Below are 17,705 nucleotides of genomic sequence, written 5' to 3' on the forward strand. Positions count from 1 at the left end.
CTGTGCGCGTGACGTCGAGAGAACAATGTGTCTGGGCGGGTGTCGCTGGGCGGTCCCACCAACCCCGCGACGTAGGCTGATTCGGCCATGATTCGGTTCGAGAACGTCACCAAGCGCTACCGCGGTACGCCCCGACCCGCGCTCTCCGATGTCGACTTCGAGATTCAACGCGGTGAGTTCGTGTTCCTCGTCGGCGCGTCGGGATCCGGGAAGTCGTCGTGTCTTCGTCTCATCCTCCGCGAGGATGTCCCCACTGCCGGTCGCGTTCTCGTGCTCGGCAGTGACACCCGGAAGATGTCCAACCGGCGGGTTCCCTACTTCCGCCGACACATCGGGTCCGTGTTTCAGGACTTCCGGCTCCTGTCCACCAAGACCGTGGCGCAGAACGTCGCCTTCGCCCTCCAGGTCACCGGTGCCAGTCGGGCTTTGATCCAGCAGTCGGTTCCCGAGGCGCTGGAGCTGGTGGGTCTGCAGGACAAGGCGAAGCGCATGCCCACGGAGCTGTCCGGTGGTGAGCAGCAGCGTGTCGCCATCGCGCGCGCCATCGTCAACCGTCCCCAGGTCCTGCTGGCGGATGAGCCGACCGGAAACCTGGACCCGGGAACTTCCACCGACATCATGCAGTTGCTCGCTCGCATCAACGCGAACGGCACGACCGTCGTGATGGCGACGCACGAGGCCGGCTTCGTCGACCAGATGCAGCGTCGCGTGATCGAGCTGCGCGACGGGGCGGTGATTCGCGATGATCGTCATGGCGGGTACGGGGACACGTCCTCGATTCCCCGTCTGGAGGCGTTCACCGAACGAGGTGCTGCCTCCGCCGCCGCACTGACGGCGGTACTCGAAGTGCAGCGCGAGGTCGCGGCAGCGGTCGATGCCGGTGACGCCCCGGTGGTTGTCGCAGCCGCCGTGGCTGTTCCCGTCCCGGAATCCGCCGATGAGGTCGCCCCTCCCGCCACGGAGAGCGACTCGCCATTCGGCACCGGAGAGCGTGAAGCTGATCCGGCGGAGGCCGCGCCGGCCATCACGCGCCCGTCGCCCGCTGAGCCCGTCGTCGACGCCGAGGCGCGGCCGATGACACGACCGATCGCGCTGCCCGACGTTCAGGTGGCCGAGCTCGGGGTCGCCGACCGGCTGGGACTGAGCGAGTATGACGACAACGACGAGGTGGGTCCGACATCATGAGGCTGGGACTCATCTTCTCCGAGGTCTTCCAGGGCTTCCGTCGGAATGTCTCGATGGTCATCTCCGTGATCCTCGTCACGTTCGTGTCGCTCACCTTCGTAGGCGCGGCCATCCTCACGCAGTCTCAGGTGGGCAAGCTCCACGACTACTGGGAGGATCGCGCTCAGGTCGAGATCTTCATGTGTACGTCTACCGCGATCGGTGACAACTGCACCGACGGCAATGCGACACCGGAGCAGATCGAGGACGTGCGGGCACAGTTGGGCGGCGGCACGCTCGGGCCCCTGATCGCCAACGTGCAGGAGATCACGCAGGCGGACGCCTATCAGAGCATCATCGACCAGCGCGGTGAGGAATACGCCAGCGTGTTCGCGCCCGACAGCATCAACGCATCGTTCCGTGTGAACCTGAAAGACCAGTCGCAGGTCACCGTGATCGAGGAGGCCTTCCACTCCACGAAGGGCGTGCAGGAGGTCAAGAACCAGATGAAGTACCTGGAACCGCTGTTCCAGGCGCTTCAGGTGGCCACCTATCTCGCGGTCGGAATCGCCGCGCTCATGCTGATTGCGGCGATTCTCCTGATCGCGACGACCATCCGGCTGTCCGCGGTGGCACGTCGCAAGGAGATCGGAATCATGCGTCTGGTGGGTGCGTCCAACCGCTTCATCCAGACCCCGTTCGTGCTGGAGGGAGTGCTCGCGGCTTTCATCGGCTCCGTGCTGGCTTCTGCAGCGCTGTGGGCGGCGGTGCAGTTCGGCGTTCTCGGCTACCTGACGGATCGCGTGACCTTCATTCAGAGTTGGATCGGTCTGAACGATGTCTGGGTGGTCATCCCGATCATCGTGGGTCTCGGTGTGGTGCTCTCCGCCCTGTCAGCCGGGTTCGCGATCCGGCGCTGGCTGCGTACCTGACGCGTCGTGGTCCGGTGCCGTCGGTTGATAGACTGGTCGGCTGCCGCGCGTGCGCGCGGCGATTGAGGAGAGTGTGACATGGTCCGTGAACGCGGGGAGAAGGTCGTTGCGACCAACCGGCGTGCACGCCACGACTACAACGTCGAGAAGACGTACGAGGCGGGTATGGTGCTGACCGGCACCGAGGTGAAGTCGCTGCGGCAGGGACGCGCCAACCTGACGGATGGCTACGCCTACATCAAGGGCAACGAAGCCTGGATCGACAACATCCACATCCCGGAGTACTCGCAGGGGCACTGGACGAACCATTCGGCCAAGCGCGTGCGCAAGCTGCTGCTGAACCGCGACGAGATCATCAAGATCTCGCACGCGGTGTCGGCCGGCGGCTACACGCTGGTTCCCTTGAAGCTGTACTTCCGGGACGGTCGCGCCAAGCTGGAGATCGGTGTCGCGAAGGGTAAGCGCGAGTTCGACAAGCGCCAGACCCTGCGCGAACGTCAGGACAAGCGTGAAGCGGATCGCGCCATGCGGACACGGAATCGCATGGGGGAGTGATCCCGAAGCGATGAGGCCGGCCCGGAGAGTTCTGGGCCGGCCTCATCTTTTCGTCGTGCTCAGACCGTGACCGGCTGTTCCTGGTCGCGGAAGGCCTGCTTCGGCACGAAGCAGAGGAAGATCGCGGCGACGAGCGCCGTGGCCGAGCATACCGCCCACACCGTCATGTAGCCGCTCAGCGAACCGGCGGTCTGGTCGGGGTTCGCGGCAGCGCCCGTCGCGCCGTGGAGCAGGGCGATGCCGAAGACGCACGATGCGATCGCGCCGCCGACCGTCTTGACGGAGTTGGTGAGGCCCGTCGCGACGCCGGTCTGCGCAGCGGGTGCCGCAGCTGCCGCCGCGGAGGGGAGAGCTGCGACCAGGGCGCCGGAGCCGAGACCCACGATCACCATGTTGATGATCACCTGTGCGTAGGTGCCGTGCAGCGGGAGGAACAGCGCGAAGCCGACGCACACCAGCAGCGCCGCGCCGATGAGCGCGAGTCGCGGTGACAGAAGACGTCCGATCACCGGGAAGAGCAGCGCTCCGGTGATCATCGCGATGAGGTAGATGCCGATGATGAGCGAGGTGGCGAAGCCCTGCGTGCCGAGTCCGTAGCCGGTGACGGTCGGGTCGGTGCGTGCGAAGGTGGAGAGCGGTGCCTGCCCGCCGAGTACGCTCACGCCGAACAGACCTGCGGTGACGAACACCGGGCCGAGCGCGGGGTTGCGGAACATGCGGACGTCGATGAGCGGGTCGTCCTGGCGAAGCTCCCACAGGACGAAGGGGATGACCAGCGCCACGCCCACCATCGTCACGAGAATGGAGACGAGGTCGCCCGGGCCGTTGAGGCGCAGCATGCTGAGCCCGCCGGTGAAGGCGATCAGCGCGACAGAGATGAGAACGAGCCCCACGGTGTCGAGTCGACCGCCGGTGTGCTCGGGCGATTCGGTCACACCGAAGAGGATCACGAAGAAGCACAGCGCGACGAGGATCGCCGGAACCAACAGCACCACGGTGAGGGGCAGCGCATCGATCAGCGCACCGCCGAGGAGGGCACCCAGGATCGCGCCGCCCTCGAGCGAGGCGACCAGGATGCCGGCCGCGCGCGCGGTGATCTGCGCGCGCCCTTCGACTCCGCGGGTACGGCTGAAGATCAGGGCGATCTCCATGGGCAGCCACACCACGTAGAAACCCTGCAGGGCCCAGGCGGTGAGGAAGACCCCGAACGAGTCGGAAAAGGGGAGCGCGAAGGATGCGAGCGCTGTCAGCGCGGTGGAAATCAGCAGCATCCGCTTGTGGCCGAACATGTCGCCGAGCTTCGCGAAGGCCGGAACGACGAGTGCCGACAGCATCAGCTGCGTGCCCTCCAGCCAGTTGACGTCGGCATCGGGGATGCCGAGATGGCGGGCGATGTCGGTGAGCATCGGGGTGTAGTAGCCCTGCAGGACGCCGCTGGTGAACTCGACGAAGGCGAGGTAGCCGACGACGCCGGCGAGTCCTGCCCAGGCGATTCGTGCTTTCACGTGATGCTCCTTCGCATCGCTGCGCACCCGCTTCGGGTGGGTGCGCGGGAGAATCGGGTGCATCAACCCTACTGGGGCAGCTGCATGATGAGCGTGCGGTGGAAGAGCTCGCCGCGCTCGAGTTCGGAGACGGCGACGCGCTCGTTCACGCCGTGCAGGGTGGCGCGCAGTTCGGACGACATCGACAACGGGGCGAAGCGGTACACGGACGGGGCGAACCGGTGGAAGTGTCGGGCATCTGTCGCCGCGAACACGATGTACGGCACGGTCAGCGCCGCCGGGTGGGAGGCGGACACGGCCTGTGTGATCAGCGCGAACGGGGCGTTGTCGGTGGCGGATTCCGGCGATGGCTCGTCGCCATCGATCACGGTTACCGTGACGCTGCGATCGTTGATCCGCTTCTCGAGCCGGCGAACCGTCTGGGCGATGGTGGTGCCCAGTGCGAGGCGGAGGTTGATGGTCGCGGACGCCTGCGACGGCAGCACGTTGTCCGCCGTGCCGCCCTCGAACATCGTCGGTGCGATCGTGGTGCGCACCATGGCTGCGGGCTCGCCGCCCAGGCGCGTGAAGGCGATCGCGCTGAGGCGGGGGACGGCGATGAGCAGACGCAGGAGGAGACGGGGTGCGCCGCTGGTGCCCTGGCTCAGTGCGCTGAGCATCGCGGTGATCGTGCGCGGAGTACGTGAGGGGAAGGTGCCGGGAGTGAGACGTTCGATCGCGCGCGCGATGCGACCGACAGCGGTCAGCTTCGGTGGGGCGGAGGCGTGTCCGCCGTCTCCGCGCGCGGTGAGCCGGACGGAGAGCACGCCCTTCTCGCCGACACCGACCATCGCGGCTGTTCCGTCGACGAAGGGCAGCGGTGCGTCGACGACGGCGCCACCCTCATCCAGCACGAGCCAGGGCACGATGCCGCGTTCGTGCAGCACGCGGGCGCCCTCGCGTGCCGCCGCGCCGTGCGACTCCTCGTCCGGGCCGAGCCAGACATATACGTCGCGCTGTGGCGTGAAGTCTGCAGCGAGCAGGTTCTCGACGGCGTCGAGGATGACGACGAGCGGACCCTTGTCGTCGAGGGCGCCGCGCCCGTGGACGTAGCCGTCGCTGATCTCGCCGGAGAACGGATCGTGTGTCCAGTCGTCGCTGAGGTCGACGGGCACCACGTCGTAGTGCGCCATCAGCAGGACCGGGTCCGCGTCGCCCGCGCCCTTCCAGCGGTAGAGCAGGCCGCCCTCACCGATGACCTCACGGTCAAGTTCGGCGTGCAGGCGCGGATAGAGGTCCGCGATCAGGTCTGCGAAGCCCAGGAAGGGTTGATCGCCCCGCTCGGCTCGCTCCGCCGACACGGTGGGGAGAGTGATCATGCGACTCAGCCGCTCCGCGATTCCGGGGCGGACGGTGACGGTGGTTTCTGTCATGAGACCTGTGTGCCGTTCCTTCGTGGTGGGGTGACGCCGCGGAGGGCCGTCCGTCAGGAAGCGCGGAAGCGTGCTTCGACGGTTGCCGCCACGCCGATCGGTCGCGGCTCGAGCTGGAGGCCGCCGCCTCCAGAGCTGTCGGCGAAAGCGCGCATGGCCATGCCCTGCTTGCCCATGGCCGCCTCGGGGGAGTTCAGCAGGCCGGCGTCGGCGATCTCGACGGGCTGCACGGAGGTCAGTCCCAGTGCCGCCGCGTACGCCGTGGCGCGCTGCAGGGCGACGCCGACGGCGGCCTGAGCGACCTGTGATTCTGTGGTGCGTGCGGTGGCGGGTGTGAGCTCCCACGAGATGCCGTCCACGGCGACGCCCTCGCGCTCGGACACGGCAGTGATCCACTCTGAGAGCGCGGCGAAGTCGGTGAACTCGCTGCGTGTGCTCATGCTGGCGTGGTGCACAAGGGGGAGCTGCGCGCCGTCCTGACTCCACGGACGATCGGACCACACCGAAACACGCTCGCTGGACCACTGAGCGACGGTGCCGCGCGCCTGGGCGTCGGTGAGTTCTGCCACGAGGCGATCGGCCAGGGTGGTCGCCTGGGCGAACACGGCGGCGCGATCGGGCCCATCGAGGCGGACGGAGACGGTGGCGACGCCGAGTTCCGCGGACACCCGCGTCTCGTGCTCGCCTCGGACGGAGATGACGACATCGCTCATGGTCTGACTCTAGTGCCGGGGTCCGACGTTGCGACGGGGTGCGGTTCGTGTCAGTGGGGCACGCGGCGGGGCATCCCCGGGCCTGGCACCTGGCCGGATGCTGTAAGCTGGGATGCTCCGGAGCAATCCGGAACTGGTAATTCCACAGTGCGACAGCGGCCCTCCTGACGGAGGAACACGGGGCTGATCGGTTTCGACAGCGCCTGTGAATCCACGAGAAGCGGGCCGAGGATGCAGGGTTATCTCGTGAACGCTCCCTGCAAAAACATAAGTGCCAACGCTAAGCGCACTGACTTCGCCCTCGCTGCCTAAGCGAGCCCGATAGTCCGTCAGACCGTATGTGATTCCGGTACGGATTCTGGCGTCATCTAGGAATCTTGCTGCGCGGTGGCGTCTGGACGCCGCGCGGGACTCTTCCCAGGCTGGGCTTGTCGACTTAGGTGTCTGTGACAAAGGTCGGAGCCGAGCAGAACGTCTGCACAGACTGCGCCCGGAGAAGGCGTGGAGACTCAGCGTTGGACGGGGGTTCGATTCCCCCCAGCTCCACCAGTCGCTGTCGCGAAGAAGAAGCCCCTCGATCCCGGATCGAGGGGCTTCTTCTCTTCTCGGTCGCCTACGCGGAACGGTCGGCCGTCCATTCGGAGCGCAGGATACCCATCCGGACGATGTCCTCGTAGTGTCCGCGCACCCACGCGTGCTCACGCTGGCGCCCTTCGACGACGAATCCGGCCTTCTCGTACGCGCGGATCGCGCGCGCGTTGGAGGCGATCACCTCCAGGTGTACGCGTCGGAGGTTCGCACGCACGAACGCGAATTCCAGTATTTGGGCCATTGCTGCCGTGCCGATGCCCTGACCGCGGGCGGAGGGCGCGAGGGCGATTCCGACCTCTCCATGCCGCGCGAGGTCGTCGATGTCGAACACCCCGATGTTGCCGACCGCGGTACCGTCCGCATCGACGACGAAGCTCACGCTGCCGTCGGGTTCTGCCTCACGCGCGAGGAGCCGCGATTCCCAGCGCTCGCGCGTCGGAATGGCGGGACGCCCCGGATTGCGTTCCTCCCAGGTCTCCAGATCTGCGGCGATCGCGTACAGAGCGTCGAGATCCGCATCGGTGCGTGGGCGAAGGGTGACGACGGGTTTCGTGGGCATGGTGGCACGATACCGCGCGGGTCGAGCCAGAGGGTCCGGCGGGCGGCTCCGGGCGAGGTCGGTCTCCCGTAGCGGGACCTCGTGAATCAGGCGGATTTGCCGCGGTTCGCGAGTCGGATCTGGCGGGACGGCTTGCCGCCGACGAACGACCGGGCGGAGTCCACGAGGAATCCATTCCGCAACGCTTCCCGGCCGATCAGCATGCGAAAGCCCATTTGCGCGCGGTTCGTGAGGGTCAGCTCCGCCGGCATGTCGATGCCGACCAGACGCAGATCGGCGATTACGACGATCCGCCGCTCCACGTGTCCCGACGAGCTGCGGACATCACGCCGATCGTGGACGGGAAGTTCCACGATCTGAGCGTCCGCGTCGGAGAACTGCCACGGGTGCACGGCGAAGCGCACCCACTCGCGACCGTCGTGATCGAACTCGACGATGTCGAAGGCATGCAACGATGATGTGCGCGCACCCGTATCGATCTTCGCCTTGATCCAGGGCAGATCGATCCCGGGCAGCGACACCCATTCTCGCCAGCCCGTGACGGTGATTGAATTGCCTGAGCCCACCCGATCATCATGACAGGAAAACGCAGTTGAAGATCGCCATCCTTTCTCGTGCGCCGCAGGCGTATTCCACGCAGCGTCTGCGTACAGCGGCCGCTCAGCGGGGGCACGAGGTCAAGGTTCTCAATACCTTGCGCTTCGCGATCGACCTCGCCGGAGAAGCGCCGGACCTGGCGTATCGCGGGCGCCGGCTGAGTGACTACGACGCGATCCTGCCGCGTATCGGCTCCTCCATCACCTACTTCGGCACCGCTGTCGTGCGCCAGTTCGAGCAGATGGACGTGTACACGCCCAACACCTCCAACGGCATCGCCAACGCGCGGGACAAGCTGCGCGCCACGCAGATCCTTTCCCGCCACGGCATCGCGCTGCCGCCCACCGCCTTCGTGCGCAATCGCGCGGACGTGCGCCCCGCGATCGAGAGTGTCGGTGGCGCCCCGGTCGTGATCAAGCTGCTCGAGGGCACGCAGGGCATCGGCGTCATCCTCGCCCCGCAGGTGAAGGTCGCCGAGGCGATCATCGAGACCCTGCACTCCACGAAGCAGAACGTGCTGATCCAAAAGTTCATCTCCGAGTCACGAGGCCGTGACATCCGGGCCCTCGTGGTGGGGGACCGGGTGGTTGCCGCGATGCGCCGCACCGCGCAGGGCGACGAGTTCCGCTCCAATGTGCATCGCGGCGGATCCGTCGAGGCCGTGGAGTTGGACGAGGAATATCAGCGCACAGCGGTACGCGCGGCGCAGATCATGGGCCTGCGCGTCGCCGGCGTCGACATGCTGGAGGGCGTCGACGGTCCGCTGGTGATGGAGGTCAACTCATCACCGGGCCTGCAGGGCATCGAAGCGGCGACGAAGCTCGATGTCGCCGGCGCGATCATCGACCACATCGCCAACCAGGTCGCCTTCCCGGAGATCGACGTGCGTCAGCGGCTGGCCGTGTCCACCGGCTACGGCGTCGCCGAACTTCTCGTGCACAATGGCGCGGGCGTGGTCGGCCAGACCCTCGGCGAGGCGGGGCTGTGGGAGCGGGACATCACGGTCCTCACGCTGCACCGGGGCACGACCGTGATTCCGAACCCCCGCAAGCACGTGATCCTTGAGGGCGAGGACCGCCTCCTCTGCTTCGGCAAGCTGGAGGAGATGCGCTCAATGATCCCCGAGCGGCGTCGGCGCGCTCGTGTGCGGAAGCTGCCGAAGGAACCCATCCCCAAGGACATCGGAGCCGACGACTGAGCGGGCGGCACACGCGACGCCACGCGCGTCGCGTGATGACGTGCGCCGGGATGACGGCGGGCCTTCTGGCGTTGACGAGCTGCGCACCTGCGTTCGTGCTCGATCCCGAGTTCGCGGCACAAGAGATCCCGGTCGGGGCGGCATCGACCGACCCGCTCCTGCACGACGACGACTTCCGCGACATGATGGACGAGTTCCCCATCATGCAGAGGTCGATGGAGCTGTCCGTACCGATTCCGGGTCTCTACGGCGCCTACGGTTTGAAGCGCGCCAGCAGGGATGCGGCATATGAGCTCGTCCTCTCGAAGGGCTTCACACCGCAGGGTCTCGCGCTGAGCGATGACCAGGTTTTCGTCTCGGCCTACGACCACAAGCACAAACTGAACTCCGTCGTCTTCGTGTTCGACTATTCGGGCGCGTTCGTGAAGACCATCTCGCTGCGCAACAAGGCGCACGTCGGTGGGATCGGCTACGACCAGGAGGCGCGGGTGCTGTGGATCGGTGACAGACGCGACGGGCGTGCCGCCATCTCGGGCATCCTGCAAGACACCATCGATGCGTACGACATCCGTGCGCTGACGCCGATCGAGTACGCCGTCTCCTACATCGTCGACAGTCTGGAGGGGGTATCCACGCTCGACTTCCATGGTGACCTGCTGTGGGCGAGCTACTTCACCAACGACCCGCATGAGTCACAGATCCAGGTGTTCAGCCTGGACTACTCCGAACCGGACGCCGAAGGATTCGTCGAGCTGACGGATGTCGGCGACACCGAGCGCTCCTACATCGACAAGGACGGCGAGCATCACATCTTCGCCGATCTCGCGCTGACGGCCCCGAAGGAGGTACAGGGTCTCGCCTTCGACGACACGCACCTGTACGTGGCACAGTCCTTCGGTACGAAGAACTCACGCCTCACCCGATACGACCTTGCGGTCGACGAGGACTCCGCAGTCTTCACGAACGGGGTGTCCATCGAGTTGCCCCCGTATCTGGAGCAGATCGCGCTGTCCGGTGAGGACGGTGTCAGCGACATCCATCCGCTCTTCGAAAGTGCGCAACCGGCGTATCGCAAGAAGGTCGACGTCTTCGTCGATCGGATCGTGACGATCACGCACGATGACTTCGAGCGAGAAGCCACCGAAGACGACGGCGCGCCGGAACTCGTTGAGATCGAGGTCACGGCCGCGGACTGAGGGTCAGGGCGAGCCAGGATGCACCAGTCCCGTCTCGTAGGCGAGGATCACGAGCTGTGCGCGGTCGCCGGCATGAACCTTCATCATCGTGCGGTTGACGTGGGTCTTCGCGGTGTGCAGTGAGATGGTGAGATCGTCCGCGATCTCGGCGTTCGAGAGGCCGCGACCGACGAGCTGGAGCACTTCGCGTTCGCGCGGCGTGAGGGGGATCAGCCGCGGATCTGCGGGCTCCGCAGTCTTCGGCCGCGGATCGGTGACCCGCTCGATGAGAGCGCGTGTGGCTGCGGGGGAGAGGAGGGCGTCGCCGTCATGGATGGTGCGGACGGCATGCACGATGTCCTCCGGCTCAGCGCTCTTTCCGATGAAGCCGCTGGCCCCGGCGCGCAGAGCCGCGAGGACGTAGTCGTCCTCTTCGAACGTCGTGAGGACCAGGACCCGCGCGCTGTCCTCCGTGGCATCCGCTCGGATTCGTGCGGTCGCGGCGATGCCGTCGAGCACCGGCATCCGGATGTCCATGAGCACGACGTCGGGCCGGAGCTCTCGGGCGGCGGTCACCGCTTCTTCTCCGTCTGCGGCTTCCCCGATGACGTTGATCCCACCGTCGGCGAGGATCTCGCGCACGGCTCGGCGGATCAGGGGTTGATCGTCGACAATCAGCACGGTGGTCATCGGTCGCCTTCCGCGGGCAGAGGTAGCTCAGCGCGCAGGACGAACTCTCGTGCGCTCCGGTGCGTGTCGATGTGTCCTCCGGCTGCGGATACGCGTTCGCCGAGTCCGCGGAGTCCGTGGCCGCTGCGGGTGGGTGCTGCGTCGCCCGCGATGGGGTTGGTGATGGTGATCTGCAATCCGCATGTCGTCCGCGTGAAACTCACGTCGGCGCGCGCACCGTGTCCGTGCTTGAGCGCATTCGTGAGGCCCTCCAGCAGCACGAAATGAGCCGCGTGGTCGACAGCAGGCGTGAGCGAGGGCAGCTCGCCGTCGCCCGTCACCGCAACGGTGAGACCGTTGGTCCGGAACCGGTCGAAGAGGCCCGCACGCTCGGCGAGACCCGGTTGCGGACGCAGGGTTCGAAGATCATCCGGGTCATCGGCGCGCAATACCGCGAGGAGCGCGCCGATATCCGTCAGGACGGTTCGCGACGCCGACCGAATCGTCGACAGCGCTTCACGGGCGCGTTCGGGCTTCGTCTCGACAGCCGCCGACGCCACGCCCGCGTTCAGGCTGATGACGGAGATCTGGTGAGCAACCAGATCATGCAGGTCGCGCGCGATGCTCACCCGCTCCTCGGCCACGCGGCGCCGAGCTTCCTCCTCGCGCGAGCGCTCCGCGCGCTCGACGCGTTCGGACATGACGATCGTGTACTCACGGCGCGATCGTGTGGCGGCGCCCAGAGCCGCGCCTACCACGATGAAGGCCAGGAACTGCATGGCTCGGGAGTCGACCGGTTCACCCCCGAGAACCAGTGTGTTAGCAATGAAGACCGCGATGATCGTCCCTGCCACAGACACCACCGCGAGCAGGCGAGGAATCCGATCGACCACCGCGAACGCTGCGATGGCTATCGCCATCAGTGCGCTCGCCCCGACAATTCCGCCGAAGGCGAGCACCAGGTCGCACAACAGGGCGATGCCGAGCACGACAAGCGGGGCACGACGCCGGAATAGCAGAGCACCAGCCGGAATCAGGGCCGGAATCAGCAGCCAGCCTTCGGGATGGAACACGTCGTCGGGAAAGGGAAGGACGCCGAGGAGCACGATCACCGCGACCGCGGAGACATCGCCGAGCATTGTCTGGATGCGGGATGGGCGATCGGTGTTCACGGTTCCAGCATTCCACTCGACTCCGCTGAGCGGATCCTCCGGCCGAAGCAGGGGCGCATACCGCGGATGCGGTACACGGGTGTCCGCGCCCGCGCGATGTGTCGCGAGGTGAACGTCGCGAGTCTGGAGGAACTCCACTCGATCAGGAAGGACAGCATGAAGAAGTCGAGGAAAGCGCTCATTGTTCTGGGCAGCATCGCCGCGGTGATAGCCGTCGGCTTGGCGACCAGCACGGTGGTCAACGTCGTGGCGACGAACGCCGAGACGGACGCCATTGAACCCTATGGTCAGCGTGTGGAGGTCGACGGCAAGAGCATGAACGTGCTCGTGGCGGGCGAGGGCGAGAGCATCGTGCTACTGCCGGGCTTCGGAACCTCGTCGCCGGTGATCGACTTCTCGCCGCTGATCGAGGATCTCGCCGCCGATCACCGCGTGATCGCGGTGGAGCCGTTCGGGTACGGACTCAGCGATGGCACGGACGAGCCGCGGACGACGGCGAACGTCGTCAGCGAGGTGCATGAGGCGCTGCAGGAGCTGGGCGTGACGAGCTACACGCTGATGGGGCACTCGATCGCGGGGATCTACGGCAGAGAGTTCGCCGAGCGCTACCCAGACGAGGTGCGGGCCTTCGTGGGGATCGACAGCAGCGTTCCCGGGCAGCCGAACATGGACATGGCGTTTCCCACCGGTCTCCTCGGTGCGCTGAAGAACCTCGGGCTGGTGCGCTTGCTGTCGGGCGTCGGTGGAGACGGTGGCTATGTGGCCCCGTTCTACGATGACCACGACCGCCAGCAGATCGGCCTGCTGACCAATCGCAACAGTCTGGAGCCGACCTACCTCGATGAGATGGCGCGCATCCGCACGAACTTCGCGGATGCCGAAGGAAAGACCTTCCCGGTCGACCTTCCGCTCTTGCTGTTCGTGCAGAAGGTCAATCCGACGAATGACGACTGGCTGCCGATGCATGAGCGACAGGCCGCGACGGTCACGGACGGCACGGTCATCGCCCTCGACGGCGATCACTACCTGCACCACACACAGTCGCCGACCATCGCGCGGGAGTTCCGGCAGTGGGAGGGGGAGCGCCGGCAGGACTGACGCCGGCTCAGGGCTGGTCGGACGCCAGCCGCTCCAGACGAGCGCGGATGCGGCGTTGCGGGTTGGCGGCGAGCGAGAGGCGGTGTCCGCCGTAACGGATACCGCCCCTCAGTCGTCTGGCGATGGCGATCCACGTGCACGTTCCGCGTTCCAGGAGCCACAGCGGAGCCCACAGGGCGGCGGTAGCCGGGAACACGGTGCGGCCGCCGTGCCGGCGTCGCCCGAACTCCGCAAGGACGACGATCACTGAGACCGCGGCCACCAACACGAGGGGCCGGCGCCGAGCGCAGAGCACAGCGGGAACGACGGCCGCCTCCGCGAAGAGCCACGCCGGTTGGGCGAAGCTCTCGTACGCCTGCCGCACCCGCTGCGCGCGGAAGTGACCGAGCGACGCAGGCCGGCGCGCCACGAACAGACCGGGCAGGTCGCGTACGCGCCCGCCCGCTGCTCGGACGGTGCGTTCGAGCTCGAGGTTCTCGAAGAGGCAGTCCCCGTCATACCCGCCGGTGCGGACGAGGAGCCGGCGGCGGACGGCGTAGGTGCCGGGATAGTCCGAGCCGAACGCACGGTTCAGCAGCGAGCGCGCGGTATCCCACCGGGCATGCCAGGGGAGCGGTTCGAAGACGTTCTGCGGTTTGACCAGCTCAGCCTCGTCCAGCTCGGCGACAACAGCTCGCAGGGAGCCCTCGGTGTAGCGCACATCGTCATCCGCGATCACCACGCTGTCGTGTCGCGCCGCGGCGATACCGGTGAGGACACCGCTGACCTTGCCGTTCTCTGCCGTCAAGAGCCCGGGCGCGAGCGGGACGTGGCGAGCCAGGCCCGCCCACGCGTCGGCATGTGTGGCGAACAGATCTGCCGACGAACCGTCCACGATCGTGACGTCGATCCAGCCGGACAGCTCGCGCAGGTAGTCCGTGAGATCGTCGAGATCGTCATCGGAAGTCCACCGCAGGGGGAGCACGCACTCCGCGGGTATCCGCCGGACGGTCACCGGCCCTCCGTGCGGAACCCTGCCGCTTTGTGGGTGCCATCGCAGAACGGCTTGATGGCGGACAGACCACAGCGACAGAGGGCGCTCGTGCGTCGACGGAGGGGGATCGGCTCGCCCTCGACCGTGAAGAGCTCCACGTCGCCGCGCACGAGGAGGGGGCCATCGGGGTATGGCGTGATGGTCGCCGGTCGGATGCTCATGCTGCCCTCCGCTGGCGCAGCGAGGACTGCCCGGCAGACCAGCGCTCCAGCATGTGAGCGCCCACCATGCTGTCCACGGTGAGGCAGGCCGCTGCTCCGAACATGATGTCGGGAAGCAGATCGGGCCGGTCCTCGCCGAGAGCACCGGCGAGGTCTCGACTGGCGATCTGCTCGTGCACGGCGTCGGCCTCCACATGCTCGTCGAAGTAGTCGGTCACTTCCGGGCCGTAGCCCAGACGTCGCAGTCCGTCCCCGTAGAGCCGGTTGGGAATCGACGATGTCATCTCGAACGCTGCCAGGTGACCGACGATCGCCCCCAGGAGACGCCGATTGAGGCCGAACATCGACATCATGTTGTGCGAAGCGAGAGTGATGGCAGGCACATCGTCCACGTACCTTCCGTAGGTGTCATCGAGCCCTGCGCCCCGCATCGAGGCCGCGAAGATCGCGGCGTGCACCCGATCAGGTCGACCGCCGCCGTACTCGTCGGATTGGATCTCGACGATCGCGGCCTTCGCGCGCCCGTGCAGCCGTGGGATCGCCCACGAATGCGGGTCCGCCTCGCGAAGGGTGTAGATCGATCGCTGGATCAGGAACTCCCGTACCTGCGGGTCGGTGGCTTTGCGGGCGACATAGCGGGAGAGGCTCGGTCCGTCCTCGGCACCGGCGAGATGGAACAGTGCCCGGGCAATGGCGTCCTGCGATACCTCGGGCAGCGGAGGCATGGTCACAGCATCGCGAATCGCACGCTCGAACGCCTCCTCGAGAATCGTTCGGGTGGCGATGGCTCGCGGATCCCATTCCAGCCGTGGATCGAACGCGGTGATCGAGCCGTACGCGGAGGCGTAGAGCGCGAACAATGTGAGCTGGATGTCGTCGTCGTGGAGGACATCGGTGCTCGTGTCGAGAACGAGCCGAGCGAGATCGGTATGCGCGGTCCGTGCCGCGTGGCGGAAGCCGGACAGATGGCTGATGACGGCCTCGCTCAGCGGTCCACGGGCCGTGAAAGGGACGCGGGTCGTGTCGAGCGTGTCTGCGGTGAGGGTCACAGTGTCTCCGTTCTCATCCCTGGAGTCTTCGTGGCGGGCACCTCGCTCCGGAACAGGGTTGACGTTGGGAGGTGCACCGGCTATCTGATGTCGGATGCTCGCGACGCTGTCAAGGGTCTACCCAGCGCAGCGCGCCGGTCGGAGTCTGGCGGTTCGCAGCGAAAGGAGCGAACGGATGCAAGATGTCGATCAGCGAGGACCTCGATTCGTGTTCTGGGCGTGGTTGGTTCTGATCGTCGGCGGTCTCTCCGCGATGATCGCGCTGCCACTGGCGGGCCGTTGACATGGGGCGCTGGATTCGCGACAACGGCCTGAGCCTGGCGTTCCTGGTGATCTTTCTGGCGACGTTGGTGGGGGAGTCGCTGGTCGGGCTGGCATACACGAACGAGCAGCTCGCGCAGCACGGCCAGCCCGCGGTCGGATATCTCGACTACGTGACCTCGTCGGACTTCCTCGTGGATGTGGCCGAGAACTGGCAGTCCGAGTTCCTGCAGTTCTTCCTGTTCATCCTCGCAACCGTCTGGCTCATTCAGCGCGGCTCGCCCGAGTCGAAGAAGCCGGGGGATGAGGGCGTCGGGACCGAGAAGGACCAGCTGATCGGCGAACACGCCACTGCCGACTCGCCGCGCTGGGCGCGCGTTCGCGGCTTTCGCCTGTGGTTGTACTCGAACTCGCTGCTGCTGCTGATGGGGTCGATCTTCCTGCTGTCCTGGTTCGCGCAGTCGCTCGCGGGGCGCGTGGTGGCAAGCGAGGAGAACATGCAGCACGGCCTGGAGGAGGTGAGCTGGCTGGAATACGTGGCGTCGCCCGAGTTCTGGAACCGCACGCTGCAGAACTGGCAGTCCGAGTTCCTTGCCGTGGGCGCCATGGTCGCGTTCAGCATCTTCCTGCGACAGCGCGGGTCGAGCGAGTCCAAGCCTGTCGGTGTTCCCCACCACACCAGCAGCGTCGAGGCCGAATAGCTCGCCGCCCGAGTGGTCCGCGTCATGGATTGCCTCAAACATGTGGGTGATACATATTTGTGCTGTCGGCGGTCCGCTGCCTTCAGGAGGACCGCCTCTGCGTTCATGACGAAGTGGAGGTTGCCCATGGGCAAGTTCATCTACGCGGACTCGGTCAAAGTCGAGATCGAGGACCGCGCACTCGCTCACCTGCAGGTGGTCATCAGCAGCAAGCTGCGTCGCAGTGAAGCGTTCACCTTCACCTGGCGTGAGGATTCCAGCGTCGGCGACGGACGCACAAGCGTCTGGCTTCATCCCGCGGTGCCGATCGTGTATCGCTTCTACGGCAGCAGGCGTCCGAAGCTCAATCCGGCGTGGATCGAAGCGCTGGCGTACACTGCCAACTCGCCCTCAGGCCTGCACCTCGTGCCCGAGCCCGCAGAACCCGCCGCGCCGAACTAAGACGGCTGTGACACTCCCGAGCCGACTCCGATTTCACGTTGGAGGCCTCGCCTGGTAATGTTTTCTCTGTTGCCGCAAGGCGCAAAAACACCAAGCACCTCTAGCTCAATCGGCAGAGCAACTGACTCTTAATCAGTGGGTTCAGGGTTCAAGTCCCTGGGGGTGCACCAGCTCAGGCCCCGGAAATCACCTCTCGACCAGGTAATTTCCGGGGCCTTTGTCGTTCGTGTCGGCCACCACGGCGAGCGCCACGCACCACGGCGACGATTCATCCGCGGGAACCGTCGCGCGAACCCGCGCGCAAAGCCATGCCGAGGCTGGGGGAGACGTCGATGAAGCCCCGAGCGATACAGCCGCTGGCCCGGCGGATCCGCGATGAGGGTGACGTACGCACCCTCGGGCGCGCGAGCCTGGATGTCCGCGATGAGCCACTCCATGACGCGGCGACCCAAGCCCTGGCGCTGGTGAGCGGGATCGGTGGCGATGTCGGCGATATGGAAGTACCAACCGCCGTCGCCGATCACTCGGCCCATCGCGACGACGGCACCACTCGCATCCACGACGTGGCACGCGGACCAGCTGCCCGCGATGGCACCGGCGCCCTGGTCCGCGGTCTTCGGCGACAGGCCGGAGTCCTTTCGCAGTCGGAGGTAGTCGGTCAGGGGAGGTGCTTCGCCGATCAGTGAATAGGCGTCTGTCATAGCTCGAGATTACTGTCG

General features: G+C 66.4%; 18 protein-coding genes, 1 tRNA gene, 1 other RNA gene and 1 pseudogene. 10 read left to right on the forward strand and 11 right to left on the reverse strand.

Going from position 1 to position 17,705, the window contains the following annotated elements:
* Positions 1-87 precede the first annotated feature (87 nt).
* From ftsE to smpB, 3 genes are all read left to right on the forward strand, one after another.
* The gene (gene ftsE / locus ABTV68_RS07955; protein WP_433677091.1) at positions 88-1,185 is read left to right on the forward strand and encodes a cell division ATP-binding protein FtsE; all 1,098 of its coding nucleotides are present in this window, start codon (positions 88-90) and stop codon (positions 1,183-1,185) included.
* Positions 1,182-2,096 carry a permease-like cell division protein FtsX gene (ftsX, locus tag ABTV68_RS07960; protein ID WP_433677092.1) on the forward strand — a complete coding sequence of 305 codons (915 nt, stop codon included), beginning with the start codon at positions 1,182-1,184 and terminating at the stop codon, positions 2,094-2,096. The genes ftsE and ftsX overlap by 4 nt, the downstream gene beginning before the upstream one ends.
* 78 nt (positions 2,097-2,174) lie before the next feature.
* Complete coding sequence (smpB, locus tag ABTV68_RS07965; RefSeq protein ID WP_433677093.1) at positions 2,175-2,651, forward strand: SsrA-binding protein SmpB; 477 nt, start codon at positions 2,175-2,177, stop codon at positions 2,649-2,651.
* A 59-nt stretch (positions 2,652-2,710) separates the two neighbouring features.
* Here smpB and ABTV68_RS07970 read toward each other — a convergent pair whose 3' ends face one another.
* The 3 genes from ABTV68_RS07970 to ABTV68_RS07980 are packed head-to-tail and all read right to left on the reverse strand — an operon-like array spanning position 2,711 to position 6,281.
* Complete coding sequence (locus tag ABTV68_RS07970) at positions 2,711-4,219, reverse strand: MFS transporter (protein ID WP_433677095.1); 1,509 nt, start codon at positions 4,217-4,219, stop codon at positions 2,711-2,713.
* Positions 4,220-4,224: 5 nt separating this feature from the next.
* Positions 4,225-5,568, reverse strand: a complete 1,344-nt coding sequence (locus ABTV68_RS07975) for a M20/M25/M40 family metallo-hydrolase (RefSeq protein ID WP_433677096.1) — start codon at positions 5,566-5,568, stop codon at positions 4,225-4,227.
* 53 nt (positions 5,569-5,621) lie between these two features.
* Complete coding sequence (locus tag ABTV68_RS07980; RefSeq protein ID WP_433677097.1) at positions 5,622-6,281, reverse strand: SIMPL domain-containing protein; 660 nt, start codon at positions 6,279-6,281, stop codon at positions 5,622-5,624.
* A 179-nt stretch (positions 6,282-6,460) separates the two neighbouring features.
* Between ABTV68_RS07980 and ssrA the strand changes: the two genes are divergently transcribed.
* Positions 6,461-6,830, forward strand: a transfer-messenger RNA (tmRNA) gene (ssrA, locus tag ABTV68_RS07985).
* Positions 6,831-6,894: 64 nt separating this feature from the next.
* Here the strand turns inward: ssrA and ABTV68_RS07990 are convergent.
* Positions 6,895-7,431, reverse strand: coding sequence for a GNAT family N-acetyltransferase (locus ABTV68_RS07990; protein WP_433677098.1), 537 nt, complete (start codon positions 7,429-7,431; stop codon positions 6,895-6,897).
* Between the two features lie 86 nt (positions 7,432-7,517).
* Positions 7,518-7,997 carry an ATP-dependent zinc protease family protein gene (locus ABTV68_RS07995; protein WP_433677099.1) on the reverse strand — a complete coding sequence of 160 codons (480 nt, stop codon included), beginning with the start codon at positions 7,995-7,997 and terminating at the stop codon, positions 7,518-7,520.
* Positions 7,998-8,023: 26 nt separating this feature from the next.
* Between ABTV68_RS07995 and rimK the strand changes: the two genes are divergently transcribed.
* Together rimK and ABTV68_RS08005 are read left to right on the forward strand one after the other, a co-directional pair.
* Entirely contained in the window at positions 8,024-9,226 is a 1,203-nt protein-coding gene (gene rimK, locus ABTV68_RS08000) for a 30S ribosomal protein S6--L-glutamate ligase (RefSeq protein WP_433677100.1), read from the forward strand.
* Between the two features lie 50 nt (positions 9,227-9,276).
* Complete coding sequence (locus ABTV68_RS08005; RefSeq protein ID WP_433677101.1) at positions 9,277-10,422, forward strand: hypothetical protein; 1,146 nt, start codon at positions 9,277-9,279, stop codon at positions 10,420-10,422.
* A 3-nt stretch (positions 10,423-10,425) separates the two neighbouring features.
* Here ABTV68_RS08005 and ABTV68_RS08010 read toward each other — a convergent pair whose 3' ends face one another.
* The gene (locus tag ABTV68_RS08010; protein WP_433677102.1) at positions 10,426-11,091 is read right to left on the reverse strand and encodes a response regulator transcription factor; all 666 of its coding nucleotides are present in this window, start codon (positions 11,089-11,091) and stop codon (positions 10,426-10,428) included.
* Complete coding sequence (locus tag ABTV68_RS08015; RefSeq protein ID WP_433677103.1) at positions 11,088-12,242, reverse strand: sensor histidine kinase; 1,155 nt, start codon at positions 12,240-12,242, stop codon at positions 11,088-11,090. Before ABTV68_RS08015 ends, ABTV68_RS08010 begins: the two co-directional genes overlap by 4 nt.
* Positions 12,243-12,398: 156 nt before the next feature.
* On the opposite strand from ABTV68_RS08015, the gene ABTV68_RS08020 reads away from it, so the two are divergent.
* On the forward strand, positions 12,399-13,340 hold the full coding sequence (locus ABTV68_RS08020) for an alpha/beta fold hydrolase (RefSeq protein WP_433677104.1): 942 nt from the start codon (positions 12,399-12,401) through the stop codon (positions 13,338-13,340).
* 7 nt (positions 13,341-13,347) lie between these two features.
* Here ABTV68_RS08020 and ABTV68_RS08025 read toward each other — a convergent pair whose 3' ends face one another.
* Genes ABTV68_RS08025 through ABTV68_RS08035 form a run of 3 tightly spaced genes read right to left on the reverse strand, consistent with a single transcriptional unit; the run spans position 13,348 to position 15,583 of the window.
* The gene (locus ABTV68_RS08025) at positions 13,348-14,334 is read right to left on the reverse strand and encodes a glycosyltransferase (RefSeq protein ID WP_433677105.1); all 987 of its coding nucleotides are present in this window, start codon (positions 14,332-14,334) and stop codon (positions 13,348-13,350) included.
* Positions 14,331-14,534, reverse strand: coding sequence for a CDGSH iron-sulfur domain-containing protein (locus tag ABTV68_RS08030; protein ID WP_433677106.1), 204 nt, complete (start codon positions 14,532-14,534; stop codon positions 14,331-14,333). The genes ABTV68_RS08025 and ABTV68_RS08030 overlap by 4 nt, the downstream gene beginning before the upstream one ends.
* Positions 14,531-15,583, reverse strand: coding sequence for an iron-containing redox enzyme family protein (locus tag ABTV68_RS08035; RefSeq protein ID WP_433677107.1), 1,053 nt, complete (start codon positions 15,581-15,583; stop codon positions 14,531-14,533). Before ABTV68_RS08035 ends, ABTV68_RS08030 begins: the two co-directional genes overlap by 4 nt.
* A gap of 284 nt (positions 15,584-15,867) precedes the next feature.
* Between ABTV68_RS08035 and ABTV68_RS08040 the strand changes: the two genes are divergently transcribed.
* The 3 genes from ABTV68_RS08040 (at position 15,868) to ABTV68_RS08050 (ending at position 17,156) form a co-directional block, all read left to right on the forward strand.
* Positions 15,868-16,545 (forward strand): DUF6766 family protein, encoded by a 678-nt coding sequence (locus ABTV68_RS08040; protein ID WP_433677108.1) that lies wholly within the window; start codon positions 15,868-15,870, stop codon positions 16,543-16,545.
* A gap of 126 nt (positions 16,546-16,671) precedes the next feature.
* Positions 16,672-16,986, forward strand: a complete 315-nt coding sequence (locus tag ABTV68_RS08045; protein ID WP_433677109.1) for an ATP-dependent DNA ligase — start codon at positions 16,672-16,674, stop codon at positions 16,984-16,986.
* 94 nt (positions 16,987-17,080) lie between these two features.
* A tRNA-Lys gene (locus ABTV68_RS08050) sits at positions 17,081-17,156 on the forward strand.
* Positions 17,157-17,387: 231 nt separating this feature from the next.
* On the opposite strand, the pseudogene ABTV68_RS08055 reads toward ABTV68_RS08050, so the two are convergent.
* Positions 17,388-17,687, reverse strand: a pseudogene (locus tag ABTV68_RS08055) (GNAT family N-acetyltransferase); the annotation flags it as partial.
* Positions 17,688-17,705: the final 18 nt, after the last annotated feature.

It is taken from the genome of Microbacterium gorillae (assembly GCF_050990725.1).
Lineage (GTDB): Bacteria > Actinomycetota > Actinomycetes > Actinomycetales > Microbacteriaceae > Microbacterium > Microbacterium gorillae_A.